This is a genomic window from Beggiatoa alba B18LD (genome assembly GCF_000245015.1).
GTDB lineage: Bacteria > Pseudomonadota > Gammaproteobacteria > Beggiatoales > Beggiatoaceae > Beggiatoa > Beggiatoa alba.
The window spans coordinates 265502-292145 of sequence record NZ_JH600070.1 but is presented as its reverse complement, the minus strand read 5'-3'; the positions used below and the strand labels follow the sequence as shown (position 1 = coordinate 292145).

Sequence of the window (26644 nt, the reverse complement as noted above, 5' to 3'; positions counted from 1 at the left end):
ACGAATCGTTTATATTCGTCGAGATTCATGACATGGCAAATTTACCCCCAGCATATCCGCAACGTTTTTTACTTCACAATGAAGTACATGCCCGCCCTTTTGAAGCCCTGCACCCGCCAGAACGCGCTTCTTATCTAGCCTTATTAGTCAACGAACATGAACGTATGCAAGAACACGCACATTTAGTGCGCTTGTGCGAACAATATGGTGTTAAAGCCCCCCCTGCCGATATAAAACATTTTAGTAACAATTTTGGCAATTTTCGCCTGCATTTAGAAAGGCATACAGAATTTACCCGTTACCAATTTATCATAAAAGCCGATTTCACCGACCCCTTTGCTGACCCTGTTATTAATCGCTTACCCCCTGAATGGGTGCAAGCGATTCCAGGGCAATTAATGGTTGCCGCACATCTTGCGATTTTAAAAGCAGATGCCGTAAAACACTTACCCACGACTGTTGATGATATTGTCTCTTATTTTGAAGGAAATCACATTGTTGGGGCGCATATTGGCGATGGGGCAGCACTTGCTTTTACCGACTTTACCATTCATGAAGATGGATTTAGCCGTTTTCTTATCGTCGACAAAAGTCTTTACTCTCGTCAATGTGGGCGGATGATGCTACGCCTGTTAGAAATTGAAACCTATCGAATGATGGCATTTATGGCGTTACCACTTGCCCGTGATTTAATTCCCGTACTCGCCAATGCTGATAAAAAACTCATGACACTGACAACCGCCATGACTCAAGAACAGGGGAAAAAAGATGAAGAGTTATTAGAGGAATTAAGCCAACTTGCGGCAATGATTGAAAATATTGTTTCCTCTACTGCTTACCGTTTCAGTGCGACAGAAGCCTATTATGAACTGGTCGCCCGACGGATTATTGAACTGCGCGAAGTGCGTATTCAAGGCGTGCAAACCTTCCAAGAATTCATGGACAGACGGCTTGCCCCCGCTATTCGCACCTGCGAATCTGTCGCCCAACGACAAGCAGAACTATCAAAACGGGTGAATAATGCCAGTCAATTACTACGAACTCGGGTAGAAATTAAACACGAAGAACAAAATCAAGCCCTATTAGCCTCTATGGATAATCGCGCACACTTACAATTGCGCTTGCAAGAAACGGTTGAAGGATTATCCGTTGCGGCGATTACCTACTATGCAGTCAGCCTCGTTGGTTACATTGCAAAAGCGTTGAAATCTGCGGATTTACTCCATGTAAACCCTGAAATTGTCATGGGCGTTTCTATCCCCATCGTCGCCTTATTTATCGCTTCGGGGGTTAAACATCTCCGTAAAAGCGTCACGGGAAATACCAAACACTAAATCATGTCACTATTATAAACCCTGCTAACAACTCAATATTCAGCAGGGTTTATACTACCTAAGTGACTTGTAAACTATCCACATAATCCCGCAATAATTGATAAATCAAATCCGTTTCAAAATTATGCGCTAAATTGCGCATTTCTTGCCAAAATGCATGTTGTTCCGATACCGCATCTAATGTATCAATCACAGACAAAATTCTATTAATATCCCCAATTTTTGCCAATTCACATAATTCAAGCGCATGGTCTATTGATAACATTAAATCTGTCGGGATAGAAAGCATAACATGATATTCTTCCTCATATTTATTCTGCTCTATTAAAGCCATTGCTGGTGATGAAGTTGCATAAATCCATGTAACTTTTAAATGCGTTTTTAATAAATCAAATAACGCATTTACTTGAATCGGTTTTGCTAAAAATGCATTGCAACCTGCTAATGTACTGTCTTCCTGCGGATGTTCAAAAACACTGGCTGAGGTTGCAATAATCGGAATGGATGCAGTCATAACATCATGATGTACTCGCCGCGTAAATTCAAAGCCATCCATTACAGGCATCACTAAGTCTGTAATAATTAAATCAGGTCTTTGTAACGCCATTTTATGCAACCCATCTTGCCCATTAATTGCCTCAATGGTTAAAAATCCCAATGGTTGCAACAAATTTACTAAAACCACCCGATTTTCCCAACGATCATCAACGATTAAAATAACCTTTTTTTCGCCCTCATACCCTTTAATTACAGGTGCGATATTTTCTACTGATTTTACTAATGTTTCTCGCTCAGGCAACGGCAATTCAAGCCAGAAATGTGTCCCTTTATGTAACTCACTTTCCACCCGAATATGTCCGTGCATCAGCTCAACAAGGCGTTTGGTAATCGTTAAACCTAAACCCGCTCCTTCAATTTTATTGGTAATGCTACAAACTTGATAAAATGGCAGAAAAATATCACTAATTTCATTATGGGGAATACCAATTCCTGTATCTTCAATTTCAATAAATACGGTATTTGCTTGATAAGCAACTTTAAATTTAACCCCTCCTTGTTCAGTAAACTTGACAGCATTACCCAATAAATTAATTAAAATCTGTCGTAGTCGTTTTTCATCGGCATAAATAGCAACTGGTAATGCGGTCAAATGCTCAAAAATAAACATAATGCCTTTTTGCTCCGCTCGTGCATGAAAAAGCGCGACGATATCATCTAAAAAAACATTAAAATCAACATCTGTACAATATAATTCTAATTTATCTGCCTCAATTTTAGATAAATCTAAAATATCGTTAATTAATGTCAATAAATAATTACCACAGCGATGAATAACATCAACTCCTTTTTTTTGCTGACCTGATAATTGCGTATCACGTTGTAAAATTTGGGTATAACCTAAAATACCATTTAACGGCGTGCGCAATTCGTGGCTCATATTCGCTAAAAAAATACTTTTTGCCTGATTTGCAATTTCGGCTTTCGCCGCAGCTTCTTCCGCCTCTACGGCAGCCTCTTCCGCATTATGTTGAGCCTCTTCTGCAATTTGCATCGCAACTTGTAAATCTTGATTCATCTCGCGCAATGCTTGCGTGCGTCTCTCAATTTCCTGTTCCATTGGAATTAAAGCAATTTTGCGTAAAGTTACCCAAATCGCCACCCCTAAAACGGCAACAATTAACAAAGCAATCGCAAATAATTGAAAATTTAAAGTTTGAATAATATGTTGAATATCGGCTAAATCGGTACTGATTTCTATCATTAAGCCATTTGTTGCAGAAAACTGGATTTGCTTTTGTATTGTAAATGTTGCAGCTGCTGGAGTATCACGTTGATAATGTACTAATTCAAAGTCATTTTTCAAAATGGCTTTAATACTGACAATATAAGCCCGTTGTTGTCCCCAATCACTTAAAAATAGGCTTACTGCATTGTAATCACGTTGCAAAAAAGATTCTTTAATAAAACCACTAATTAAATCAAGCTCTAATGTAATTCTATTTTGTTCACTCGCCATTAACAGTGATTTTTGATGTGTTGCAATTAAAGAACCCGCAATCGTCAAAAAAGCCAGTAATATAAATAAGATAAGAATTAACAAACGACCCTGACGGAAATAGTGCGACAATTTTCATCCCCTTGATTTAACTTAATTTAACCCAAACACATCCTTATAATAAAGGATGATTGATTCTTGTTTTATGATTTCTCTATATTTCTCGTTTTAATCTGACCCATTAATGAAACTTTAGACTATTTTTAAGTATCTTTGTACTTATATATTCTAGGGTTTTTCTGGTAAAGAAAATTTTTATTATGTGTACAACATATTGATACTCAAATTTTTTTGAAAAATTTTCAATAATATCAATTTGTAAAAACAAGGCTAATTCATGATAACAAGTGTCATTATTTGAGAAAAACATTAAAAACCATGAATTATTAAAAATTAAAGGTAGTGCCAAACAAGTCAAGTTTTAAACGCATAAAATCTAATTCAGACAAAAGGGTTAAGATTAACGAGAAAAACCTGTCTTGTTTAGTGCTACCAAATTAAAAAAGCCTGATAAATTTTATATAATTGACAGCTTGTCATTGTTTTATGGGTTTTCTAGTCTTACGCAATCGCTTTATATTGTCTTAGCAGGGGATATGCCTATCTGTGCTAAAAAGCGATTGAAAGAAAAATAAAAACAATGAATTCATTAACTAATTAGAAGTTTTCAATAAATAATGACCAATTACATAGTACGAAAAGGTGTTGCGGAAGACATCAATGCAGTTTTTATGCTGGTGCAAGAGTTAGCGCGTTATGAAAATGCGCTGGCTGAAATTATGAATACGCCTGAGCAATTATTAAAAGATGGCTTTGGTGAGCGGGCTTATTTTGAATTTTTTATTGCGGAAACAGTTGATAAAGAAGCGGTTGGAATGATTTTGTATTATTACAGTTATTCGACGTGGAAAGGTAAATCTTTATATATTGATGATTTGGTTGTTAAAGAGACGCATCGTCGACAAGGCATAGGAACATTATTGTTTAATGCATTGATTGCTGAGGCAGCTTTGCAACAAGTGGGTAAATTACATTGGCAGGTTTTAGATTGGAATGAACCCGCTATTCGTTTTTATAAACAGTTAGGGGCGACGTTAGACCCTGAATGGGTTAATTGTAAGTTGAGTAAAACACAGTTACAAACTTATTTAAGTAATTAATCAATGATTATTAATATATTTTCTTATTGATTGATGAGAAAATTATTTTAGTATTTTAATAAAATCACGCATTTTTATTTTTTTGATAAAAATGCCCTTAATTTGACGGAAAACTTAGTTTTCCCTAACTTGTTCGTTATTATGCACTTTGAATTATTGAAAACCCAAGGACTTGCTCGCCGTGCTCGTTTACATTTTGCGCGTGGCGTAGTTGATACGCCTGCTTTTATGCCAGTCGGTACTTATGCCACCGTTAAGGCGGTGACACCTGAACAGGTAGAGGCGACAGGCGCGCAAATTGTGCTGGGTAATACCTTTCATTTGATGTTAAGACCTGGTACTGAAATCATTAAATTACATGGTGATTTACATGATTTTATGCATTGGCGTAAACCTATTTTGACGGATTCAGGCGGGTTTCAGGTGTTCAGTTTGGGACAAATTCGCAAAATCACGGAAGCAGGCGTTACCTTTCGTTCTCCGATTGATGGGGCAAAAGTATTTATGGGACCTGAGGAATCGATGGCGGTACAGCGCGATTTAGGGTCTGATATTGTGATGATTTTTGATGAGTGTACGCCTTATCCTGCAACGGAATCGCAAGCGCGGGAGTCTATGGAATTATCATTGCGTTGGGCGAAGCGTTCTAAGGAAGCGCATGGGGATAATCCTTCGGCATTATTTGGGATTGTGCAGGGGGGGATGTATGAATCTTTACGGCTGGAGTCGTTAGCGGGATTAACCGAGATTGGTTTTGATGGGTATGCCTTAGGTGGTTTATCTGTTGGTGAGCCGAAAGAAGAGATGATTCGTGTATTAACGGCTATCGCACCGCGTTTGCCGTTTGATAAACCGCATTATCTGATGGGGGTGGGTTTACCTGTCGATATTGTCAATGCTGTTTGCCAAGGCATTGATATGTTTGATTGTGTGATTCCAACGCGCAACGCACGCAACGGGCATTTATTTACGAGTAAAGGGGCTATTAAAATTCGGAATAGTCGTCATCGTCATGATACGCGCCCTTTAGATGAAAATTGTGATTGTTATACTTGTCAGAATTACACACGGGCTTATTTGCATTATTTAGATAAAGCCCGCGAAATTTTGGGCGCGCATTTAAATACTATTCATAATTTACATTATTATCAAAAGCTCATGCAGGGATTACGGGCAGCGATTGAAGAGCAACGTTTACCTGCATTTGTCCGTGATTTTTATCGGGATACTCAGGGGAATTTGGAGGATAATTAATCTGACATGGCAGTTAAATTTTTTAAATTTAATGGGTTAAGTTAATCCTGCTAGTCATGTTTACTCGTTTCAATAGACCTGCTAGGTTTTTAAAACCTAGCAGGTCTATTTTTGTCTGAATCAGGATTAAAAATATTTCGATGATTTCATCTTGAAATTTTTGATAATCCTGTAAATCCTGATTTAAACACGATTTTATCTTTTTAAAAAATCCGCTTAACTTTATGATTTTAAATAATTTAAATAAAACATTTTCTTTTCATGATTAATCGCGTAAATTGTTCTCTGTTTTTAAATATTGGACTTTTTGTGCTATCCCTTAAGTTATCCATCCCATACTAATGTTTTTATATTTAATAGGTTAACTTAGTCATGTCTAAAGAAATTTTTACTGTTTTATCACTCTGCCCGTTATTTCATCAATTAGACGCAAAACAGATTTTTTACATTGCGCGTTTTTTTAAACAGCAGTTGTATCGTAAAGGCACGCTCGTCTTACAAGAAGGGCAAAAAGTGGAGGAGCTATATATTATCAGTCAGGGAACTTGGGATGTATTTTTGCCGAAAGATGTTGAAATTCCAAGGGAACATGATGTGCATTTAGGAACGTTAAGCCGTTGTGCGTTACTGGGTGAATATGCTTTTATTGACCAGTGTTTAGCCTCTGCTTCTGTGCGGGCAATCGAGGATGCGGCGTTGTTGTGTATTAGTCGAGAAAACTTTGAGAAAGTTATCAGTGATGATCGGGTTGGTAAAGTAATTTATAAAAATTTGTTACTTGCTCTCATTAGTAGGCTCAGAAAGCAGAATGATGAAAAAGATTTGATGAATTTGTTGGATTTTTAGCTGTAAATTGGTAGAAGAATAAAAAAAAGCGGAACATACCGAGGGATAGTTTGTTCCGCATATCAAAGCACACATAGCGTGTTATTGGTTATTTTCAGGGGTTTGTATTGCAGCATGATGACATGTTACAAGTTTTCTAGTTGATTCCCCAATGCTTTGATAGAGCTGATAATCATGTCTGGTTTAACGCCTGATTTAACAACTTGTTCAGTTCTGAATTTTCCTGTTTGAACAAGAATGCCCATCATGCCACAGGCTTGTCCGCCAGCAACATCGGCTTCTACGTCGTCGCCAATGACGGCAACTTGTTCACGAGATAAGCGTAAATCGCGCATCGCTAATTCAAAAAAAGTACTCGATGGTTTGCCGATAACAGTGGCTGTTTTACCCGTTGCGTATTCTAAGCCTGTGATAAATGAGCCTATATCGAGTTGTAAGCCGTTTGCAGTTTGCCAGAATTTATTTTTATGTAACGCGATGAGTTCCGCGCCTGCCATCATGTATTGAAAGACTTGGTTGAGCAGTGAGTAACGCCAAACATCGCCAATGTCGCCAATGACCACAAAGTTAGGTTTATCTTCCGTTTGAGGAAATTCGCGGAAATCGCGTTTTGCATCTTCTGCAAGCAGGAGGTAGCAACGAGCTTGCGGTTGTTGCCGTAGGTATAAAACGGTTGCATAAGGTGCGCTGATGATTTCCTCTTGTTCAATGGCAAAGCCCATTTGTTTAAGTTTTTGGTAGAGCGTTGCTGTTGATTTAGTTGAGGTATTTGTGAGGAAACGACAGGCAATTTTGCGTTTTTTTAATAAAGCAACGGTTTCAATTGCGCCATCAATCGGGGTGTTATCCACGTATAAAACCCCATCTAAATCAAATAAAAAACCTTTTATTCCACTTAAGTCAGCCATGAGACAACACCACTAAATGACGTTCTGCATTTAATAAGGGAACAGATAACGGAATTGTTTTAATCGTCATTGAAATATCCGTTAATTCTGCAATTTCATTGGTTGGTAATGCGCCTTTCATTGCAATGATTTGTCCTGTTGGTTTGCATAAAGGCATGGTTTGATGATAGAACAGGGCTAAACTTGAGTAAGCCCTTGATATCACTGTATCGAAAAGTTTTATAGGTTGATAGTCTTCGATGCGTTGATGTACAACGCTCACATTGGATAGTTGCAGTTCTCCAATAACTTGTTGTACAAATCGGGTTTTTTTGACATTGCTATCTAGTAAAACCCCTGTGTAGTTGGGCATACAGAGGGCAATCACGAGTCCTGGTAAGCCTGCACCTGTTCCAACGTCTAAAAAATGTGTTCCTTGAATATAGGGCAAAACGGCTAGGCTATCTAATAAATGTTTCACGACCATGTCTTGCGGATCGCGTATAGCCGTTAAGTTATAGGCTTGATTCCATTTCTGTAAGAGTTCTACGTAGCGAATTAATTGTGCTTGTACTTGTGGTGATAATTCTAAAGCTAAAGCACGTAAACCTTGTTGTAATGTATGACTGAGCACGATGTGAGAAGAACGCTTAAAAAAAGAGGGTCAGTATCATAACAGGTGTAGGAGAGGAATGGCGGAATATTTCGCTATTCCTCATTTCTCTTCTCGTGTTTAATGGTTTATAAGACCATGGTGATTTTTTGATGTCCTGTCAGTTCTTGATATAAGGCATCAAGTTGTTCTCGACTGTGTGCCGTAAATGTAACGGTAACTGCCATGTATTTTCCACCGCTACTGGTACGTAAGCTAATTGCTTCTTTGTGTAGCTCATGTTGACAATGGCGTTGTACGATTTCTATTACCAGCGCATCAAAGCCAAGTTCAGCAAATCCCATCACTTTAATGGGAAACTCACAGGGAAAATTAAATAGTTCATCATTTTCGTCTGGGGTCATGATGTCTCCCTTTTTAATTCGCTTGTAAAATCTGTTGTTTATAGCGTTGAAGTAAATCCCATGCCGTTGACCAAACTGCACCAACTTTGCCAGTGCCAACAATTTGATTATCTAGTCGGGTGATGGGGGCTACTTCTAAACTGGTACTTGTTAGCCAAATTTCATCAGCAGTTCTTAATTGTGCTTCAGAAACAGCCGTTTCTTGACATGGGATATTTGCATCGTGCAACACCTTGACTAAAACATCACGTGTGATACCAGGTAATATTAAGTTATTTTTAGGCGGTGTAAATACAATTCCTTGTAATACAACAAAAACATTGGTTGCTGCGCCTTCCGTTAAGTAACCGTCGCGAATTAAAATGGTTTCTTTTGCCTGATTTGCAATCGCTTCTTGACGAAGCAGGACATTGCCTAATAACGCAATGGATTTGATGTCGCAGTTTAGCCAACGAATATCAGGGCGAGTAATGACGTGATAGCCTTCTGTTACTTTGTTGGGTTCTGTAAAGGGGCTGCTGGTCATTAATACGGTGGGTGTTGTATTTTCAGGGAAATGATGTTGACGCTTTGCAACTCCGCGTGTGACTTGAACATAGATGATTTGGCTGCCTCCTTGATTATGGGCAATCAAGGTATTTATCAGTTCTAGCCATGTCGCCCGTGCATAGGGATTAACTAAATTGATTTTTTCTAAGCTATTTTCTAAACGTTGTAAATGTTCTTGAGCTTGAAAAAGTTTGCCATGATAAACAGGAATCACTTCATAAATACCATCTCCAAAAATGAAGCCGCGATCAAGCACGGGTATTTTTGCATCTGCTAAGGGCAGAAATTCACCATTCAGATAAGCAATCGTCATTATTTTAAAATATCCTGAAGATAAGAGAACCATCTGTTATAGATGGATAAATAAAGAAATACATGGCTAAGGTTAGTTAATTAATCAGTCAGCCTACGGTTATTTTAACGGGTAGGTCATTAAAAAAATGAAGCAGGCTTATTGATAAGCCTGCTTTATTTGGGTATTTTTTTAATATTAAGAGGGTAAAAACTCGATGATGACAGTGCCTTCAGGTAAGGAAGGACGATAAACCATCATGACTTTTTCGGTATAAGGATGGATAAAACGGGCAACATAGTGCGCACGTAATTTTGGCGTTTGCGTTGATAAAACGACAGGGCTGCCATCGGCATAATCAGTACCATATACTATTTGAATTTTTTGTGAGGAACGGATTGCAAGTTGTTTTAAAACGTCTTTTAGTTGCGACGTTTCCGCTAGGGTTAATTGCGCTTGGTCTCGTTGAAAATGCAAGAGAATATGCTGGTTATAAGTTTTTTGTTCGGCTAATGCAGTTGCTTGAAAAGCCGTTGGATGATTTGTTTGCAGTTGTCGTTGGGGTAATAAGGGATGAGTCTCTGTTTGCAATCCAACAGGGCGATTTAACACGGGCGTGATTTCGGCTTGTACAGCACTAATTAGCGATTTTTCTCGATTAGCCTGTTGATGAGGATTTAAATAATTCACAATTCCTGTAATCAACGCCATGTTAGCCAGTAGTAAAACAGGAATAAAGGTTAATTTAATGATTGTTTTTAGCATGATAGATTAATTTTGCAAAAACCCGTCTTTCTTTAAGGCAAAAAGTACGCCAACCCTTGTTTATATTCGTTTTTCTTAAGCGGTATTGATAAGCATAGCCTGCTTATTTTGTAAAAACCAATTAAAATAACCAACTATTTTTATCCGCGTTAGAGGTAATCTTAAAACGATCTGTCCACTTGTGGGCTTATTTTAAGAGTTTTTACAGGATTTGTCCCTGTTTTCCATTTTTAGGAATCAACATTCATTTTGATAATGATGATGCTGACTTCATAAAGTGCTTTACTTTGCCTTATGGCAAATTCCTGTCTAAAATACGTTCGCATTTTCAATTTAAAATGGTGATTTTAACATGACTTTTGTGGTGACTGATAACTGTATTCGTTGTAAATACACCGACTGTGTTGAGGTCTGTCCTGTTGACTGTTTTCATGAAGGACCTAATTTTTTAGTCATAGATCCCGAAGAATGTATCGACTGTACGCTGTGTGAGCCTGAATGCCCAGCCCAAGCTATTTTTTCGGAGGATGATTTACCGCCAGAATTTACGCCCTTTATCGAGCTTAACGCTGAATTATCTAAACAATGGCCACTTATCACAGAAAAAATCGACGCTATGTCTGACGCAGCACAATGGGATGGGGTAAAAGATAAATTGAAGTTTTTAGAACGTTAAGTTTAATCAATTAATCCGTTTTATTTTCAAACACAACATAAGTATTGGATTTAGCTGATGTTGTGTTTTTTTATGCTTGATACGTTTTAGGGCGGGGATTGATTTTGTTCATCCGCTAATGGCAGGTAATCAATCGGTTTTTTATGCCATAGGGAAAAGTGACGTATAAAAGCAGGGGCATGGGAAATAATACCAGACATAATCAGAATGCTAAGAAGAAAAAATTTTTCGTAATGGGGTATGTGTAGTAAGAGAAAAATTAGGAATAGTTTGCTTAAAATCACTATACCGCCAAGTTGCACTAACCAAACAGCATTTGTCCACAGTTCTAGTCCTATCAAACCGAAGCCTGTAAAAGTAACAAGGTATAGGTAGGAGTGCCAATGTTGTGGGGGAATGTCAAATAAAATCCCACCACCAAGTCCAACCACGCCGATAATATGTAACGTTCGTAATGTGATTCTAATCCAACGTAATCCATTAAAGTAACGGTGTTTTTTTGGAAAAATCCAATGCAATATAGTGCTCATAAGCAATGTGCTGCGTTACTCAGAAAGGGGAACATATCCTGGTACTTTGTTTAAATCAATGTGGTCAATTTGTTCTGGGGGTAAAAATTGTTCAGCATAGCGGAGATAAATTTGATGATGCATAAAAACATCAAATAAATCAGGGTCTATATGATTATCTAATTTCATGCTGCCTAAAATGTGTAAGGCTTTGGATAGGGGCATGGCTTTTTTATAGGGTCTATCCCCCGCAGTGAGTGCTTCGAAAATATCGGCTATCCCCATAATTCGGGCTTGTACGGACATTTGTTCGCGTTTTAATCCTTTTGGGTAGCCTTTGCCGTCCATACGTTCATGATGTCCACCTGCAAATTCGGGGATTCGGCGCAAGTGTTTGGGGTAGGGCAGTTGCTCTAACATGTTAATTGTTGCAACAATATGATTATTAATAACTTGTCTTTCTTCCGTGGTGAGTGTGCCGCGACTGATCATTAAGTTGTAAATTTCATCTTCTGTCAGTAGGGGAACATTTTCGCCCGCAGGATTTATCCAACGGCGAGTTGCAATATGTTGTACTTGTTCTTTATGTGCGGTATCCATAAATTCGCCGCCAATATTGCAATTTCTGAGAAAATCTCTTTCTGCATAGAGAATTTGCGTTTCACCGTTTATTTGTTGTTCTAATTCACTTAAATCGGCTTGTGGTAAGTGTGTTGTAATATATTGGCGCAATGCATTGATTTCTTTATCTCGCTTGAGCACTTCAAAGCGGGTATCGATGAGGTGGATACGGTCAAAAATAGTTTGTAATTTTGTGGCTTTATCAACGACATATTCTGGGGTTGTGACTTTACCGCAATCATGTAGCCAGCCAGCAACGTATAATTCATAGCGATCTTCTTCTGTCATTTGAAAATCTTTTAATACGCCTGTACTGCTATTTGCAGCAGCATCCGCCAACATCATGGTTAGTTCAGGCACTCGCCGACAATGTCCACCAGTATAAGGGGATTTATTGTCAATAGCAGAAGCAATGAGTTGAATAAACGATTCAAAAAGTTTGCGTTGTTCTTCTAATAATTGTTGGTTCACCATTGCGACAGCGGCTTGTGAGGCGAGCGATTCAACTAATTCTTGATCAAATGGGCTAAATTCTTGAATTTCTTTTGTTAGTGGGTTAATTGTATTAATGAGTTGTAACACGCCGATGATTTCATCTTCATTGTTTTTCATCGGTACAGTGAGGAAGGATTTAGAGTGGTAGCCCGTTTTTTTATCAAATGCACGTGTACCAGAAAAATCAAAATCGGGGTTGCTGTATGCATCGGGAATGTTAATAGTTTGCCCTTGTAGCGCAGCACAAACCGCGACTGTGTGTAAATTTGGCTCGCCTTGTTCGTTATACATTGGTAAAGGCGGAAAGGTAATAGGGTCGCCACTAGTTCCCCCCTTTTGAATATTTAGACTGTCATTTAACATAATTTTGAAGTCTAAGCCATTATTTTCATTACGGGTATATAGTGTACCACCGTCGGCAAATGTGATGCGTTTCGCTTCTTTTAAAATCTTTTCTAATAACCGAGTCCCATTTTTTTCTGCGGATAAAGCAATCCCAATTTCGTTGAGAGCCTTTAAACGCGCTAAGGGATCTAGAATATTGTCAGAAGGTGACGATGGCATCATGGTAATACCTTTACTTTAAATGATTGTTTATTTTTCTAATCGGCTTATAACAACTTAGAGCACCCAACATTAACATGTAACAATTATTAGTGACGCTCTGTTAATTAGCAAATTTGTTTACTGTTTCTAACATGCGGATGTGTGTGATAAGTCCTACCTTGCTTCGTGTTTTGAGGAAGCATTCTAACATTTAACCATTTCCCAACGGTTTTGCTATAGGCAGAAATCGTTAGAAAATGGTGAATCCTATTTTTTGAATAGCGGTTTTTATCAGAAATTTTTGCGCACAATTTCTACGGGTTTTTTTAGCTCTTCAGGATATGCACCCTGACGAATCGAGGGATGCATAGTTGAGAGTTCAATTTCCCACAGGGGCAAAGATGCCATTTTATAGGGGGTAAATATCACTTCTTTATTGACCGCGAATACTTTGTTCGGCGTTGGTATAAAGAGTAAATAGGCATTGTCATATGCTCGTTGCATAATTTTTAACACATTTTCGTTATAGCCTGCTTCGCCAATGGTTTGTTTAAACATGTCATCAATTAAGTTTTCCATTTCAGGGTCTTTATACATCGTGCTCCAAACGTCGCTGGTGCGAAAGGTAAAAAAGACTGTCCATGGATGGTAAAAGAACCAATCATCATTTCCCCAGCTTAATAAATCCCATGTTTGGGTATTTTTGCCTGCACGTGTGCTTAATAATTGTTGAAAAATGGTTGTTTCGGTATTGGTGATGCTGAATTCTAAATTTACACCCACTTTGTTTAATTGATATTCAATACCGCGCCATAAGAACATAAAGCGTTCTTGTGTTAAGACCTTAAGGGTTAAACCGTTGAGAATTTTTTTCAATTGTTCTTGTTTTTCTGGTGTGTAAGGGTCTTGACGGACAGAGAAGGGTTGAATGTGTTGCATTGCTTCACGCACACCTGGAAATTGGGGGGAAACGGCAACGGGCGATAATTCGCCTTCTCCATCATAGGTAAAATATAATAGGTTGTGTTGGTGTAAGGCTTGGTTTAAGGCTAAACGTACAGCAGTATCTTTTAAGCGTTCATTACCCGTTATTGTATTGATATGAATTGTATAGTTATCAGTGGAGGGTGAAACGACTAATTTGCCGTAAGGTGACAGGATGGTTTCAACTTTTTGTGAAAACGCAATAGGCGTGATATCTAAGGCATTTTCTTTATATAACACCCCATCTTTTGCAACTTGGCTGTCTAATTCGGTGTAAATGGTAACTCGTTCTATTTTGGGATAGCGTTTGTCCCAATATAGGGGATTTGCGACTAGTTCTGCTTTGGGTGTTTTTCTATCACCTTCGATATAGCCTTCCGTCAAAATGTAAGGTCCTAAGCCGTATAAGCCTGCTTCTGCTAAGTTAGGACAGGTAGGTTTGCCATTCCAGCCAAATTTTTCTAAATAGGTTTTGGTATAAAATTGAATCCAAACAACGTCATTTAAAAAAACACCATATTTTTCCGTTAAATAAAACCGCACTGTATAATCATCAACTTTTTCAGCATGGTCAAAGACTTGATGTATTTTGCTATAAGTAAAGGGTTTTTGTTTGAAATAGTGCATGTTGAGTAAAACGGCATCTGCATTAAAAGGTGTTCCATCTTGGAAAACAACGCCTTGTCGTAATGTAAATTCATAGACTGTTTCACTGAGTTGACGATAGGTTGTTGCTAAATCAAAATCCCATCCTTTCGTGTTATTTGCGGGGCGGAAGAGTGCGCCATTAATCGCGTGAGAAATGTAGAGATAGGGCAAACTGGGCAGATAAACTTTTAAATGCGAGCCTTTCGTTAACGCTGGCGCGGTGCGTTTACTGCTATCGTCGGCACGTAATGTTAATGGTTCATACCGTGAACCTGTTGTTACAACAGTAGATTTTTCAGTTGTTACTTTATCCGTCGATAAAGGGGGCGTTGCCATCACACTGTAAAATGGCATGGTGCTAAAGAGCAACATTAAGATTGTTTTTAGTGGATTAAACATAAAAAATTCTCCTCAATAATCAGGTTTTTAATTCTTTTAAATGATAATTCATAACTAAAGGTAAATTGTCATGAAATACGATGTTATTAATACACCTAATGCACCTCAAGCGATTGGTACTTATTCTCAAGCCATTAAGGCAGGGAATACTGTGTTTTTATCAGGACAAATTCCATTAGTTCCAGAAACCATGCAACTGTGTCAAGGGGATATGCGAGCTCATGTGCATCAAGTCTTTAAAAATCTACAAGCGGTCGCGCAAGCAGCGGGTGGAGATTTAAAAGATATTGTTAAGCTCACTGTGTTTTTAACAGATTTAACGCATTTTCCCTTAGTGAATGAAATTATGGCAGAGTATTTTCAGCTACCTTATCCAGCACGTGCAGTGGTTGGCGTTGCAACCTTGCCCAAAGGGGTTGGCGTAGAAATGGATGCCATTATGGTATTGGCATAAGTAAAAAAGGGTATGAACCTTTATAGATTCATACCCTCTTAATTTTTAACAATAATCCCGTGCTTTATTTGCTGGGTGTATTGCTCAGACTATAGATATAAGTCGCTAATAAGTGGACTTTTGCTTCACCTAAGAAGTTTAAGTGAGCGGGCATCATTCCACGACGACCATTGCGAATGGTTTCTTCAATGGTTTGTTCGTCACGACCATATAGCCATACGTTGTCGGTTAAGTTAGGTGCGCCCATCGCGGGCATTCCTTTCCCATCCATGCCATGACAAGCCATACAAATGGTGTCAAATTTCTTTTTCCCTTCTGCGGCAACTTCTGCATTATGAGGTAAGCCACTAAAACTGCGAACATATTGCATAACATTTTTAATGTCTTGCTCATTTAAACCGTTGGCTTTTGCATCGGGCATCATGGCTTGACGACCATTGGCAATACTGGCTTGTATCGCTTCAGGAGTTCCCCCCCATAACCAGTCATTATCGCGTAAATTGGGGAAACCAGGACCGCCACCTGCATCAGAACCATGACAGGCAGTGCAGTAGGTCAGAAATAAGCGTTGTCCAATTTTTAGCGCGTCGGGGTTGGCAATTAATTGCGGAATGGGTTGAGATTTATATTGCTCATATAAAGCACCAAACCGTGTATTAGCTGCATCAACTTCTTGCTCATACTGTTTTACTTCTGTCCAGCCAAGAACGCCTTTAAAAGAGCCTAGACCAGGGAACAGAACTAAATAAATAAGTCCAAAAAATAAGGTGATGTAAAACATGTTTAACCACCACATAGGCAGAGGATTATTTAACTCTTCTAAATCCCCGTCCCATACGTGCCCCATGGTTTTAACATCTTCACCTTGTTTTGGGCGTTTAATCCCGAGCGACATCCAAATAATGAGGACAAACAGCAAGAAAATGCCCCCTAACGTGGGCGCAATGATAAACCACTCCCAAAAATCACTCACAAACATACTGCTATCAAACATGCTGTTTCTCCTTCACGCCCGTTGTTACTACGGAATCATCATCCTCAATCAGTTGACGAGCTATATCGTCGAATTCTTCTTTACGCCGACGGCTATACGCCCATGCCACAATGCTTAAAAAGCCTATCATGACTACCACAGTCCAAATAGATTGCACTACGCCTAAAATGTAGTTGTGATCCATTGGTTTATCTCCGTGTTTGGATGGTCTTACCTAAGCCTTGCAAGTAAGCAATCATCGCATCCATCTCAGTTTTACCTTCAACGGCTTTCATTGCGCCTGCAATTTCTTCATCTTTATAAGGATGACCGTAAGTGTCTTTTAACATTTGCATCCGTTCTTGTACGGTTGCACCATCCACTTTATTCTCGGCTAACCAAGGATAACCCGGCATGATGGACTCAGGCACGACTAAACGTGGATTGAGTAGATGTAAACGATGCCACTCATCACTATAACGACCCCCAACGCGGTGTAAGTCTGGACCTGTACGCTTAGAACCCCATTGGAAAGGACGGTCATAAATGAACTCACCTGCAACAGAGTAGTGACCATAACGCTCTGTTTCTGCACGGAAGGGGCGAATCATTTGAGAATGACACACATAACATCCTTCACGAATATAAACGTCACGACCTGCTAAAGATAAAGCGTCATAAGGTTTTAACCCTTCAACAGGTTGAGTCGTGGATTGCATATAAAACAACGGTACGATTTGCACTAATCCCCCAACGCTGACGAAGAGGATGATTAGGATAATCATAAAGCCAATGTTTTTCTCAACTTTTCCATGTGCTGTTGACATTTCTAGCGTTCTCCTTAGTGAGCTAACACAGGGGCAGGAATGCGATCATTCACTTCCGCGTTTTCAGTGCTACGGCTGGTAACAGTTTTGTAAACGTTGAAAGCCATTACTAACGCGCCTAACAAGAAGAATACGCCACCCGCGAAACGGGTCACATAGAAAGGATGCATGGCAGCAACAGACTCAACAAAGCTATAGGTTAATGTGCCATCGGCATTGGTTGCACGCCACATTAAGCCCTGCATAATACCTGCAACCCACATAGCAGAAATGTATAACACAATACCAATCGTAGAAGTCCAGAAATGCACTTCCACTAATTTTAAGCTGTATAAAGGACGACCAAATAAGCGGGGAATCATGTAGTACAAGCTACCCATACTCACCAAAGCCACCCAACCTAATGCCCCAGAGTGAACATGTCCAATTGTCCAATCGGTGTAGTGCGATAAAGCGTTGACAGTCTTAATTGCCATCATAGGACCTTCAAAAGTGGACATACCATAGAAGGACAGAGAAACGATTAAGAAACGTAAAACAGGGTCAGTCCGTAATTTATGCCACGCACCTGATAAGGTCATGATACCATTAATCATCCCACCCCAAGATGGTGCTAAAAGAATTAAGGACATTACCATCCCTAAGGATTGTGCCCAATCTGGTAAGGCGGTGTAGTGTAAGTGATGAGGACCTGCCCAAATATAGACGAAAATCAATGCCCAAAAGTGAACAATAGATAAACGATAGGAATAAACAGGACGACCTGCTTGTTTAGGCACAAAATAATACATCATCCCTAAAAAGCCAGCGGTTAAGAAGAAACCGACCGCATTATGACCATACCACCACTGCACCATTGCATCTTGTACCCCTGCATAAGCAGAGTAAGATTTCCAGCCAAAGAAATTCACAGGCACAGCCGCACTGTTAATAATGTGTAACATGGCAACCGTGATAATAAAAGCCGCATAAAACCAATTAGCCACATAAATATGAGGCACTTTACGTTTAACAATTGTGCCAAAAAACACAACTGCGTAAGCCACCCATACCACGGCAATTAAAATATCAATTGGCCATTCTAATTCCGCATACTCTTTACTTTGGGTAATCCCTAACGGTAAGGTGATTGCGGCTAACACAATCACAGCTTGCCAACCCCAAAACGTAAAACTGGCTAAAGAATCAGAAAATAAGCGAGCATGACAGGTACGTTGTACAACGTAATAAGAAGTTGCAAATAGTGCGCAACCACCAAAGGCGAAAATAACCGCGTTGGTATGTAAAGGACGTAAACGACTAAAAGTCAGATAAGGAATATCGAAATTTAACCAAGGCCATGCCAATTGAGCGGCAATCAACACCCCAACCGCAAAACCGACAATACCCCAGACCACCGTCATAATAGCGAACTGCTTGACGACTTTGTAGTTGTAAGTCTCTTCTTGACCCACCGCTACATCAGCAGAATAAGTAGCTTCCGCCATAAATGTCTCCTTGTAGCAAAATAAAAAATAATTAATAACACCAACCCTTTTTTATCTGGAAACAACCCTCAATTTACAAAAAAGTGGATGCCATTAAAAAATGATGATTCGTGTTATCAGTGGTTTTTAACTAAAAATAAAAATGTTAATCTTTTCATGGGAAAGTAGGTCATTCATTTAAAATAACCCACCTTACAGTTGCATCCATTAAAGGCATGATAAAACACCACCCTCAAAGTCTATCCCTAGCCTTTGAGATTACCTAAATATCCGTTTTCTCCAAACCATCGCTTATGGCAACAGCGGTATGACAACGCGCATTTGTGTGTCGCATTATTTTACGGCATCTATAGGTAATCATACCAATAAATCACACTGCTAAAAATATTACTCCCCATCAATACTAAATCTCAGTAACTCCGTAAGCCTAACACTTATCAGCTTATTTACGCCGCGTTTTCTATTTTATACTTTTTAAGCCAGCTTAAATAGAAAACTTTTTCTATATCGCTAAAAAAAATGCTAGCCCTATAATCTATGTTAAAAAATAATTAGTAACCGACAAAAATACTCAGAAAAAACTTGCCATAATAAGCCAATAAACCCCTGTTTCCTTCAATTCTTCTGCAACTTTTGCACAGATTACTAATAACTGCATAAATTTCAAATTTTTTCCCAATATTGCTATTTTTTCCAAATGATGTAATCGTTATAGAACCTATTTGAAGTCTAAGATAAAATGTAAAAGATGAAAAAACAAAACAAAAAGAGTCCTTACACAAGTAGCCTAACAGATGCAGAATGGGCAGTGGTTGAACCCCTCTTAAATGCGTTATTGCCCAAAAAAAAGCTTACCTGTCCGCATAAATGGGGCTATCGCCTGCTATTTGATGCAATGCTTTATCAGCTCAAAAATGGCTGCCATTGGGGCGACCTTCCTAAAGACTTCCCTCCCTATTCAACGGTTTATTGGCATTATAAACAATGGCGGGCTTCGGGAGTTATCGATAAACTGATGATAGGCTTACATGAAAATGCCCGCACGCAATCAAAAAAAACGCTCAATATACAAGCCTAATCATAGTAGATTCCCAAGCGGTGAAAAATACTTGTCTGGCGAGTCGTCAAAGTAAAGGCTTCTGCTTTTACAAAGCTACCAATGGAATTAAAAGACACTTAGCCGTTGATAGTTTAGGCTTGCCCTTGTTTACACGCTGTACAAAAGCCAATATCAATGATGACCTAGGATTGATTGAGCTGTTCAAGGAGAATATCGATTACTTCAGGAACAAACCTTTAGAGATGCCTAAAACGACAATTCTCTTGGATAATGGCTATCATCCTGTGCGTATTCAGGAAGCGTTAGAAAAATTTATCCTGATATTCTGAGTAAAATCCAGTTTGAGTTATCTCCCAAGCCCAATAAGCAAGAAAGTTAGCACAAGGTAAGACAGGCTTTGTACCTGTTAAAGCAAGATGGGTAGTAGAACGTTCTAATGCTTGGGTTGAGCGATGTAAGTCCTTAGTTAAGAACTTTGAACGGACTCTTGAGAATGCTAATGCTAAACTGAAACTGTGTTTTATCAGACTCATGATAAAACGAATCGCTTTTTTTTAAACATTTCAAATCGGTTCTATATAGCAAGCGAATCACAAAAAGAGTATAGAAAATGACCTATTCAACAGATTTCCGTTGTAAAGTATTAAAAGTGAAACAAGAAGAAAATCTCACCCTAGCAGCGGTAGCAAAACGCTTTCAAATAGCCATCGCAAGTGTAGTGAGATGGAGTAAAGTCTTAGAAGCCAAACGGACACGTAACAAACCAAGCAAAATAGATATGGAAGCTCTAAAACAAGATGTTGTGTTATATCCCGATGCTTACCATTACGAACGTGCAGCCCGTTTTGGAATAACTGAAGGGGGGATTCGCCAAGCGTTAAAACGTCTAGGAATTAGCCGTAAAAAAAAACCTCAAACATCCCAAAGCCAACCCCGAAGCACGGCAAGTCTTCCAAGACAAAATGAATCGTTATAAACAATCTGATAGGCAAATTGTTTTTATCGATGAAAGTGGTTTTGCTCATGATATGCCACGTCGTTTTGGTTATGCCCCTATCGGCAAACGTTGCTCTGGTACGCAAGACTGGCACGCAAAGGGACGCACTAATGTCATCGGGGCTTTGCTCAATTTTTGTTTACTAACGGTCTCTTTAGTTTCTGGGGCGGTTAATTCTGATGTCTTTTTTGCTTGGATAACCCAAGAGTTACTCCCTAAACTCCCTCAGAACTCTGTCATTGTCATGGATAACGCCACTTTTCATAAACGTAGTGATATTCAGCAGGCTATTTTAGATGCTGGGCATCTCTTGGAATATTTACCTCCTTATTCGCCTGATTTAAATCCTATCGAGCATAAATGGGCTCAGGCTAAGACTCTCCGCAAACAACAATATTGTTCTATTGATGCGCTCTTTTTATTGAATTCTATTTAATCTTTTTATAATTCGTTTGCTATAACACATACTCAAGATGAGTAATGGTAGGCACTGAAGCTCTTTATAATGAATCATTAAAAGACCTTCAGAAAAAGAAACAATGACCTAGGAAGGAATAACGTGATGGGCATTCATATCAATGCAGTAATTTCACTGGTTGCAGGCATTTTAATTCTTCTACAACCCAAACTTTTAAATTATGTCGTCGCGCTTTATCTAATTATCGTGGGCGTGATTGGCTTAATTGGTTTAAGATAAATCAATGCCTGACAGAGGCTGATAATTGTCGCTAGTCACCTCTGTCTATCAAATCAATTACTTTTCTATTTCTCCGTTAATGCCTCAACCCCCTGCCAATCTAACGGCATTCCCGTTTCAGCATAACTAGGCAATTAAATTAAAACCTAACAGATTTCTAAAATAACTAATTATCAATTTATTTTTTTGCTTGAAATAATCCCGCTAAATATGGCAATAATTTTTTCTCATTCATAATCCGAATTTTGAACATGCGGCTAAAATTATCCACTTTTTCATTTTCCAAACCAGAAACTAATAACAACGAATAATCAGGATTAATGTTCAATTTCTTACGCAATTCTTGGTATTTATTAATTGAATCACGAAACTCGCCCGATTTGCACTCAATCCATAATGGCTGATTGCCATTAATTAAGAAAAAAATATCAATTTCATGCTGCTGATTGGTAGTTGCAGAAACAATTTTAGAGCTACGCAAACAGGCAAAAGGATATTTATTAGCAAGCAAAAACGAAGCAACTTTCATAAAAACATACCACTCTAACCAATCCCCATTAAAGAAGTTTTGGATTTGTGGCGAATTATTTAACACTAGAGAAATACTATTTAATTCTCGGTTAAACTGATAGCGAGAGAAAAACGCAAATTCATAAGCCGTTTGACAAAATTTCTTAATAAGCTTCTCATCTTCTTGATTATATTCTTTAAGTTCAATTTTGAATCGGTCATAGCCTTTACGCTGTCGATAACGAATGCCATCTAACAATTTATCTAAAATGGTTAAATTATCCCCAATCATCACCGCAACTTCATCAAAATAACCTTGAATATCAGATGCTTGTACATTTGGTTCAATTTGAATATTGCGAGTTTTAAACCAATTTACCACAGGTTGAAAGTTATTTAGTTCAGCGGCATAAGATTGATTTTCAAAAACATAACCATCAGGAACAATGATTGTTTCTGTTGCTTTGCTAGTGGTAGTGTTGTTTTGATTAAACTCTTTAAATAAGGAAGTGCTTAAAGTGGGGGCATCTGTTTTAGCGGGGGTGATTGAGGAGTTATTTTCACTTAATTCTTCAAGTTGTGCTTTTAAAGCATTTTTTTCATTCGTCAGTGTAATTAATTTATCAACAAGGTTCTTTAGTTTTAATTCAGTATTATCACTATTTTGCTTTAACTCTTTATATTTTTGACTCACTTCTAAAAAACGATTTACTGCAGTTTCTACTAATTTAATTGTATCAACAACTTTAGCTTCTTTTTTACACTTTGGACAAGGTGCAGTCTTACCAAGATACGTATTTGCGACTTCTTTTAAAAATTGACAGTGTGGGCATCTTAAAATAGCCATACGATAAATATCCAAGAGAAATAATTTATATAGAGTAAGTTTTATCAATCAGTGCTTGCTAATGAATGCCTTGCAAGTTCCACTTATCAAGCACAAAAGCACTTAACCCGCAGTTTTGCGAGATTCAAAAAACTAAAACAGAAAGTTGCTATAGTTTCAGGTGTAAAGTAGTTTCAGCTATTTTAATTGAATACATTATTTTTTTCCTCTTGTTTTAATTTTGATTTACTTGATAAGATTTAAAAACTGTTTAAATTAAGATTCACAGGATTTAAAATCCTCAAACCAAAAATTAAGGCAAATGATGCTTTTAAATCCTGATTCAGACAATATTGTCTTTTTAAAAGAAACTTGCCGAACGCAGGTTATTTAAACTCTTTTTCGCAATACTTGAGGTGTTAATAAATGTCGCTAGTCACCTCTGTCTATCAAATCAATTATTTTTCTATTTCTCTGTTAATGCCTCAACCCCCTGCCAATCTAACGGTGCGCCCGTCTCTGCATAATAAAGACAACGATTTAAATAAAAATCTGCGGCTCTATCCTCAGTCATTTCAATCAATACCTGCTGAAATAACTTAGCAGCAACACGGAATTGTTTTGCATAATAAAACTCCATTGCCTGATTAAATATTGCCTCTGTTGCAATCTTCCTTTGCCGTATCTGTTCGGGTTCTGCGTCCAAAATTTCAAAAATATAAACGGGAGCATTTTTACCCTTGACTTTTACCTTGCCTAAGAACCGAAAATAATAACGACTTGGGTCTTCTAACTCCGCTAACAGCTCACCACTGATTAACAAAGAAGTTCCATATAATTTCGTTAACCCCTCCAACCGCGAGGCTAAATTAACTGCATCAGAAATAACCGTGCCTTCCATCCGTTTTTCTTCGCCTATCGTCCCTAACATTAACGTGCCAATATGCAGACCAATACCCACTTTAATTGGGACTAACTGTTGCGCTTCCCGTGCTGCATTGAATAAAGCAAGTTCACGATGAATATCAATTGCTGCTTGCACCGCATCGTCCGCTTTTTCAGGAAACAAAGCCATTAATGCATCACCAATATATTTATCAATAAAACCATGATGTACACGAATAACAGGACTAACACGACGTAAATAATTATTAATAAAATCAAAATTTTCTTTCGGGGTCATACTTTCAGATAAGGTTGTAAACGAACGAATATCGGCAAATAAAACTGCCATATATTTCTGCACGTGGTCGCCTAAACGTACATCAATAATACTGTCTTTTTCCAAAAGCTTAAGAAATTCTAAAGGAACAAAATTACTATAAGCGATACTGACACGGGATAATTGAATATGAATTTTTATGCGCGTTAATAACTCATTTTTAGAAAATGGCTTACTTAAATAATCATTCGCGCCTGCTTGTAACCCATCTACGAGGTCAGAAACCTGATTTTTAGCGGTTAGCATAATAATCGGTAATTCATTAGCTCCCCACTTTTCTCGAATAATTCGACACACTTCAAAACCCGACATTCTAGGCATCATAATATCTAACAGAATTAAATTGAAATATGTGCCGCTATTAATTGCATCTAATGCAGCCATTCCATTCGCTGCCCGTGTTACCCCATAATTTTCTAATTTTAATTGATTCTCTAAAACTTGTAGATTAATGGGGTCATCATCCACGATTAAAATCGACAAACTTTTCTTACGATCAGTTTTTTCATCCTGCTGTATTTCTACAAAAGTATTCGTCGATGCCGATACTGTCGTAGTTTGATTGTCTGTTAATACAGATGGTTTTGCCGATAAGGCAGGCAATGCATTTCTATAATTTTCACGCTGTATCAACGGTGTTAAATACCCTTGACTACTTTGTTCTACAGGTTCTTGAGACAGGGGTAAAGTAAAACTGACACGAGTACCTATATTTAACGTAGATTCTAATTTAATTGTCCCGCCATGCAATTCAACCAGTTGTTTAGTAATAGAAAGACCTAAGCCAGTTCCACCAAATTCACGAGAAATAGACCCATCTGCTTGCTCAAAGGGGGTAAAAACTTTCTGCAATTTTTCCTTAGAAATGCCGATACCTGTATCAGAAATCATGATTTTTAAAAATTTACCGTCAGGACGACAATTTATCTCAATCACGCCACTTTCTGTAAATTTAATCGCATTACCAATTAAATTATATAAAATTTGCTGTAGGCGATTTTCATCTGCTAATACAGGTAAATCAGTCTTAATATGATTGACTAACTCAATTTTTTTCTGCCCAATTAAAGGGCGTGAAATTGCCACTACAACATCAACTACCACTTTTATTTCTATTGGTTTTAACTGTAATTCTAAATGTTGATGCTTTAATTTAGAAAAATCTAAAATATCATTCACTAAATTGGCTAAACGGCGACCACTAAAAACAATCATGCTGAGATTATTTTTAACTTCTAGTGGCAAATCACCCGTTGCCCCATCAATCATAGATTCAGCGATTCCAATAATGCCATTAATCGGGGTACGTAATTCATGCGAGGTATTAGAGAGAAAATCATCTTTTAATTTATCTAATTTTAATAATTCGGCATTTTGCCACTTAATCTGTTTAATATAAGTTGACATACTATCAACCATGATAGTAATGCTCTGTTTTAAAAGATTTAATTCATTATTAGTTTTAACATTAATAGGATGTTCTAAATCACCTTGGGCAATTACATCAACGCTATGCACAAGGTCTTGAATAGGGCGAGTTAGCCATGCAGAAATGATAAACGTGAATAAAAAGCAGAGAATAACCGCAATAAAGTCTAACCATAGGTGAAACACAGCAATACGGTTTAATCCTTCATCAATCATTTTAGTATTATAAATTAATTCAATTACTTTACTGGGGTCTGAAACGCTATCTCCTTTTTCGTTTTTTAAGTTAACGAATAAATAACGGATGATTTGCCCTTTATCGCGCTTATCAATTTGATAGGTATTCTTTTCTATATAAATTCTACGAATTAGTGTGACTTTATCATTATCAATTTTATAGGAAGGGTCACTGATTAAATGCCCATGTTGACTGTAAATATTGACTTCATTTAAGGAAGGATTCAGTTTTTTTAAGCGTTCGGCAATTTTAAGTAAATCTAGCCCGCCCATTAGGGATTCAAACTCATTGGATTGTATGCCCATTTCTAAAATATAGCGGTGGTCTGGTGTTGGCATGTAGGAGAATTTACGCAATGCACCAGTACGGGCTTCTACGGCGATACGCCCATGTTTAATTTCACCATGACGACGAATATTATCTAAAAATTCGAAAAAATCAGGAAATTTTCTAAAATCTAGACCTAAGTCTTTAGTATAAGTCGTATATTTCACTTCTCCTTGATGATTAATAATGTATAAATCCATTTTTCCGCCCAATTGTTTTTTTAAGTCGGACAGGTTCATGTTTAATGGATTACGTTCAGCCGCTTCGTAAGCAGCTAAGAATTGAGGAAATAAACGTTCAATTTCTTTTTCTAAAAAACTTTCTAAAACTTTGTGTCCTGCATCGACAAGGTTAATGGCATTAACAATATTGCTTTCAGTTTGCGTTTGTAGCAATAAATAGGCTTTTTCTAAATCTTTTTTTGCATTTAGATAATCAAACACAGAAAGGGATATTAAAATGGGGACAATTAACAGGAGAAAAGAGCCCATTAACATATATTTTAATGGCACATATCTGGGTTGCTTATCGCGTGACATAGGGGTGATGGATGTGCTGGG

General features: G+C 37.9%; 26 protein-coding genes. 11 read left to right on the top strand and 15 right to left on the bottom strand.

Annotation, left to right across the window (positions count from 1 at the left end; all coding sequences use genetic code 11):
* The first annotated feature begins 32 nt into the window (after positions 1-32).
* Complete coding sequence (locus BEGALDRAFT_RS01155; RefSeq protein WP_002682811.1) at positions 33-1334, top strand: DUF3422 family protein; 1302 nt, start codon at positions 33-35, stop codon at positions 1332-1334.
* A 58-nt stretch (positions 1335-1392) separates the two neighbouring features.
* Here the strand turns inward: BEGALDRAFT_RS01155 and BEGALDRAFT_RS01150 are convergent, their stop codons facing one another.
* Positions 1393-3462, bottom strand: coding sequence for an ATP-binding protein (locus BEGALDRAFT_RS01150; protein ID WP_002682809.1), 2070 nt, complete (start codon positions 3460-3462; stop codon positions 1393-1395).
* 605 nt (positions 3463-4067) lie between these two features.
* Between BEGALDRAFT_RS01150 and BEGALDRAFT_RS01145 the strand changes: the two genes are divergently transcribed.
* From BEGALDRAFT_RS01145 to BEGALDRAFT_RS01135, 3 genes are all read left to right on the top strand, one after another.
* Complete coding sequence (locus BEGALDRAFT_RS01145; protein ID WP_002682807.1) at positions 4068-4550, top strand: GNAT family N-acetyltransferase; 483 nt, start codon at positions 4068-4070, stop codon at positions 4548-4550.
* A 141-nt stretch (positions 4551-4691) separates the two neighbouring features.
* Positions 4692-5804, top strand: coding sequence for a tRNA guanosine(34) transglycosylase Tgt (tgt, locus tag BEGALDRAFT_RS01140; RefSeq protein WP_002682805.1), 1113 nt, complete (start codon positions 4692-4694; stop codon positions 5802-5804).
* A 372-nt stretch (positions 5805-6176) separates the two neighbouring features.
* Positions 6177-6650 carry a cyclic nucleotide-binding domain-containing protein gene (locus BEGALDRAFT_RS01135; protein WP_002682803.1) on the top strand — a complete coding sequence of 158 codons (474 nt, stop codon included), beginning with the start codon at positions 6177-6179 and terminating at the stop codon, positions 6648-6650.
* Between the two features lie 125 nt (positions 6651-6775).
* Here BEGALDRAFT_RS01135 and BEGALDRAFT_RS01130 read toward each other — a convergent pair whose 3' ends face one another.
* The 5 genes from BEGALDRAFT_RS01130 to BEGALDRAFT_RS01110 all read right to left on the bottom strand — a co-directional run bounded on the left by BEGALDRAFT_RS01130 (position 6776) and on the right by BEGALDRAFT_RS01110 (position 10160).
* Positions 6776-7558, bottom strand: a complete 783-nt coding sequence (locus BEGALDRAFT_RS01130) for a TIGR01458 family HAD-type hydrolase (RefSeq protein ID WP_002682801.1) — start codon at positions 7556-7558, stop codon at positions 6776-6778.
* A complete protein-coding gene (rsmG, locus tag BEGALDRAFT_RS01125; RefSeq protein WP_002682799.1) occupies positions 7551-8171 on the bottom strand; it encodes a 16S rRNA (guanine(527)-N(7))-methyltransferase RsmG in 621 nt (206 codons plus the stop codon). Before rsmG ends, BEGALDRAFT_RS01130 begins: the two co-directional genes overlap by 8 nt.
* 107 nt (positions 8172-8278) lie before the next feature.
* Positions 8279-8554 (bottom strand): YbeD family protein, encoded by a 276-nt coding sequence (locus BEGALDRAFT_RS01120; protein ID WP_002682797.1) that lies wholly within the window; start codon positions 8552-8554, stop codon positions 8279-8281.
* A gap of 13 nt (positions 8555-8567) precedes the next feature.
* Entirely contained in the window at positions 8568-9416 is an 849-nt protein-coding gene (gene dat / locus BEGALDRAFT_RS01115; RefSeq protein WP_002682795.1) for a D-amino-acid transaminase, read from the bottom strand.
* A gap of 177 nt (positions 9417-9593) precedes the next feature.
* Positions 9594-10160: a hypothetical protein gene (locus BEGALDRAFT_RS01110; protein WP_002682794.1), complete on the bottom strand. Its 567-nt coding sequence runs from the start codon at positions 10158-10160 to the stop codon at positions 9594-9596.
* A 352-nt stretch (positions 10161-10512) separates the two neighbouring features.
* On the opposite strand from BEGALDRAFT_RS01110, the gene fdxA reads away from it, so the two are divergent.
* On the top strand, positions 10513-10836 hold the full coding sequence (gene fdxA / locus BEGALDRAFT_RS01105; RefSeq protein WP_002682792.1) for a ferredoxin FdxA: 324 nt from the start codon (positions 10513-10515) through the stop codon (positions 10834-10836).
* 86 nt (positions 10837-10922) lie between these two features.
* Here the strand turns inward: fdxA and BEGALDRAFT_RS01100 are convergent, their stop codons facing one another.
* From BEGALDRAFT_RS01100 to BEGALDRAFT_RS01090, 3 genes are all read right to left on the bottom strand, one after another.
* Positions 10923-11366, bottom strand: a complete 444-nt coding sequence (locus BEGALDRAFT_RS01100; RefSeq protein WP_002682790.1) for a hypothetical protein — start codon at positions 11364-11366, stop codon at positions 10923-10925.
* A gap of 15 nt (positions 11367-11381) precedes the next feature.
* Positions 11382-13028, bottom strand: coding sequence for an HD family phosphohydrolase (locus BEGALDRAFT_RS01095; RefSeq protein ID WP_002682788.1), 1647 nt, complete (start codon positions 13026-13028; stop codon positions 11382-11384).
* Between the two features lie 270 nt (positions 13029-13298).
* Positions 13299-15038, bottom strand: a complete 1740-nt coding sequence (locus BEGALDRAFT_RS01090; RefSeq protein ID WP_002682786.1) for an ABC transporter substrate-binding protein — start codon at positions 15036-15038, stop codon at positions 13299-13301.
* Positions 15039-15108: 70 nt separating this feature from the next.
* Here BEGALDRAFT_RS01090 and BEGALDRAFT_RS01085 point away from each other — a divergent pair, with 70 nt between their 5' ends.
* Positions 15109-15492 carry a RidA family protein gene (locus BEGALDRAFT_RS01085; RefSeq protein WP_002682784.1) on the top strand — a complete coding sequence of 128 codons (384 nt, stop codon included), beginning with the start codon at positions 15109-15111 and terminating at the stop codon, positions 15490-15492.
* A 64-nt stretch (positions 15493-15556) separates the two neighbouring features.
* Here BEGALDRAFT_RS01085 and ccoP read toward each other — a convergent pair whose 3' ends face one another.
* The 4 genes from ccoP to ccoN are packed head-to-tail and all read right to left on the bottom strand — an operon-like array spanning position 15557 to position 18779.
* Positions 15557-16486, bottom strand: coding sequence for a cytochrome-c oxidase, cbb3-type subunit III (gene ccoP / locus BEGALDRAFT_RS01080; RefSeq protein ID WP_002682783.1), 930 nt, complete (start codon positions 16484-16486; stop codon positions 15557-15559).
* Complete coding sequence (locus BEGALDRAFT_RS01075; protein WP_002682781.1) at positions 16479-16670, bottom strand: cbb3-type cytochrome oxidase subunit 3; 192 nt, start codon at positions 16668-16670, stop codon at positions 16479-16481. The genes ccoP and BEGALDRAFT_RS01075 overlap by 8 nt, the downstream gene beginning before the upstream one ends.
* 4 nt (positions 16671-16674) lie before the next feature.
* Positions 16675-17292, bottom strand: a complete 618-nt coding sequence (gene ccoO, locus BEGALDRAFT_RS01070) for a cytochrome-c oxidase, cbb3-type subunit II (RefSeq protein WP_002682779.1) — start codon at positions 17290-17292, stop codon at positions 16675-16677.
* 14 nt (positions 17293-17306) lie between these two features.
* Positions 17307-18779, bottom strand: coding sequence for a cytochrome-c oxidase, cbb3-type subunit I (gene ccoN, locus BEGALDRAFT_RS01065; protein ID WP_002682777.1), 1473 nt, complete (start codon positions 18777-18779; stop codon positions 17307-17309).
* A gap of 748 nt (positions 18780-19527) precedes the next feature.
* On the opposite strand from ccoN, the gene BEGALDRAFT_RS01060 reads away from it, so the two are divergent.
* From BEGALDRAFT_RS01060 to BEGALDRAFT_RS18645, 5 genes are all read left to right on the top strand, one after another.
* Positions 19528-19857 (top strand): transposase, encoded by a 330-nt coding sequence (locus BEGALDRAFT_RS01060; protein WP_040294833.1) that lies wholly within the window; start codon positions 19528-19530, stop codon positions 19855-19857.
* Positions 19858-19877: 20 nt separating this feature from the next.
* Entirely contained in the window at positions 19878-20168 is a 291-nt protein-coding gene (locus BEGALDRAFT_RS19340) for a transposase (RefSeq protein WP_198284587.1), read from the top strand.
* A 281-nt stretch (positions 20169-20449) separates the two neighbouring features.
* Positions 20450-20815 carry an IS630 transposase-related protein gene (locus BEGALDRAFT_RS19475; protein WP_040294832.1) on the top strand — a complete coding sequence of 122 codons (366 nt, stop codon included), beginning with the start codon at positions 20450-20452 and terminating at the stop codon, positions 20813-20815.
* A complete protein-coding gene (locus BEGALDRAFT_RS19470; RefSeq protein WP_157237528.1) occupies positions 20802-21272 on the top strand; it encodes an IS630 family transposase in 471 nt (156 codons plus the stop codon). The genes BEGALDRAFT_RS19475 and BEGALDRAFT_RS19470 overlap by 14 nt, the downstream gene beginning before the upstream one ends.
* Positions 21273-21398: 126 nt before the next feature.
* The gene (locus tag BEGALDRAFT_RS18645) at positions 21399-21533 is read left to right on the top strand and encodes a DUF3096 domain-containing protein (protein ID WP_002682773.1); all 135 of its coding nucleotides are present in this window, start codon (positions 21399-21401) and stop codon (positions 21531-21533) included.
* 178 nt (positions 21534-21711) lie between these two features.
* Here the strand turns inward: BEGALDRAFT_RS18645 and BEGALDRAFT_RS01040 are convergent, their stop codons facing one another.
* Together BEGALDRAFT_RS01040 and BEGALDRAFT_RS01035 are read right to left on the bottom strand one after the other, a co-directional pair.
* Positions 21712-22890, bottom strand: coding sequence for a hypothetical protein (locus tag BEGALDRAFT_RS01040; protein ID WP_002682772.1), 1179 nt, complete (start codon positions 22888-22890; stop codon positions 21712-21714).
* A 445-nt stretch (positions 22891-23335) separates the two neighbouring features.
* Positions 23336-26596 carry an ATP-binding protein gene (locus BEGALDRAFT_RS01035; RefSeq protein WP_198284586.1) on the bottom strand — a complete coding sequence of 1087 codons (3261 nt, stop codon included), beginning with the start codon at positions 26594-26596 and terminating at the stop codon, positions 23336-23338.
* Positions 26597-26644: the final 48 nt, after the last annotated feature.

Coding starts and splice junctions, on each gene's coding strand:
- tgt (WP_002682805.1), top strand. CDS start 4,692: ATGCACTTTGAATTATTGAAAACCCAAGGACTTGCTCGCCGTGCTCGT.
- dat (WP_002682795.1), bottom strand. CDS start 9,416: ATGACGATTGCTTATCTGAATGGTGAATTTCTGCCCTTAGCAGATGCA.
- BEGALDRAFT_RS01060 (WP_040294833.1), top strand. CDS start 19,528: ATGAAAAAACAAAACAAAAAGAGTCCTTACACAAGTAGCCTAACAGAT.
- BEGALDRAFT_RS19470 (WP_157237528.1), top strand. CDS start 20,802: ATGAATCGTTATAAACAATCTGATAGGCAAATTGTTTTTATCGATGAA.
- ccoP (WP_002682783.1), bottom strand. CDS start 16,486: ATGTTTGATAGCAGTATGTTTGTGAGTGATTTTTGGGAGTGGTTTATC.
- BEGALDRAFT_RS18645 (WP_002682773.1), top strand. CDS start 21,399: ATGGGCATTCATATCAATGCAGTAATTTCACTGGTTGCAGGCATTTTA.
- ccoO (WP_002682779.1), bottom strand. CDS start 17,292: ATGTCAACAGCACATGGAAAAGTTGAGAAAAACATTGGCTTTATGATT.
- BEGALDRAFT_RS01040 (WP_002682772.1), bottom strand. CDS start 22,890: ATGGCTATTTTAAGATGCCCACACTGTCAATTTTTAAAAGAAGTCGCA.
- BEGALDRAFT_RS01110 (WP_002682794.1), bottom strand. CDS start 10,160: ATGCTAAAAACAATCATTAAATTAACCTTTATTCCTGTTTTACTACTG.
- BEGALDRAFT_RS01120 (WP_002682797.1), bottom strand. CDS start 8,554: ATGACCCCAGACGAAAATGATGAACTATTTAATTTTCCCTGTGAGTTT.
- fdxA (WP_002682792.1), top strand. CDS start 10,513: ATGACTTTTGTGGTGACTGATAACTGTATTCGTTGTAAATACACCGAC.
- BEGALDRAFT_RS01095 (WP_002682788.1), bottom strand. CDS start 13,028: ATGATGCCATCGTCACCTTCTGACAATATTCTAGATCCCTTAGCGCGT.
- BEGALDRAFT_RS01135 (WP_002682803.1), top strand. CDS start 6,177: ATGTCTAAAGAAATTTTTACTGTTTTATCACTCTGCCCGTTATTTCAT.
- ccoN (WP_002682777.1), bottom strand. CDS start 18,779: ATGGCGGAAGCTACTTATTCTGCTGATGTAGCGGTGGGTCAAGAAGAG.
- BEGALDRAFT_RS01100 (WP_002682790.1), bottom strand. CDS start 11,366: ATGAGCACTATATTGCATTGGATTTTTCCAAAAAAACACCGTTACTTT.
- BEGALDRAFT_RS01145 (WP_002682807.1), top strand. CDS start 4,068: ATGACCAATTACATAGTACGAAAAGGTGTTGCGGAAGACATCAATGCA.
- BEGALDRAFT_RS01075 (WP_002682781.1), bottom strand. CDS start 16,670: ATGGATCACAACTACATTTTAGGCGTAGTGCAATCTATTTGGACTGTG.
- BEGALDRAFT_RS01155 (WP_002682811.1), top strand. CDS start 33: ATGGCAAATTTACCCCCAGCATATCCGCAACGTTTTTTACTTCACAAT.
- BEGALDRAFT_RS01085 (WP_002682784.1), top strand. CDS start 15,109: ATGAAATACGATGTTATTAATACACCTAATGCACCTCAAGCGATTGGT.
- BEGALDRAFT_RS01090 (WP_002682786.1), bottom strand. CDS start 15,038: ATGTTTAATCCACTAAAAACAATCTTAATGTTGCTCTTTAGCACCATG.
- BEGALDRAFT_RS01130 (WP_002682801.1), bottom strand. CDS start 7,558: ATGGCTGACTTAAGTGGAATAAAAGGTTTTTTATTTGATTTAGATGGG.
- BEGALDRAFT_RS19475 (WP_040294832.1), top strand. CDS start 20,450: ATGACCTATTCAACAGATTTCCGTTGTAAAGTATTAAAAGTGAAACAA.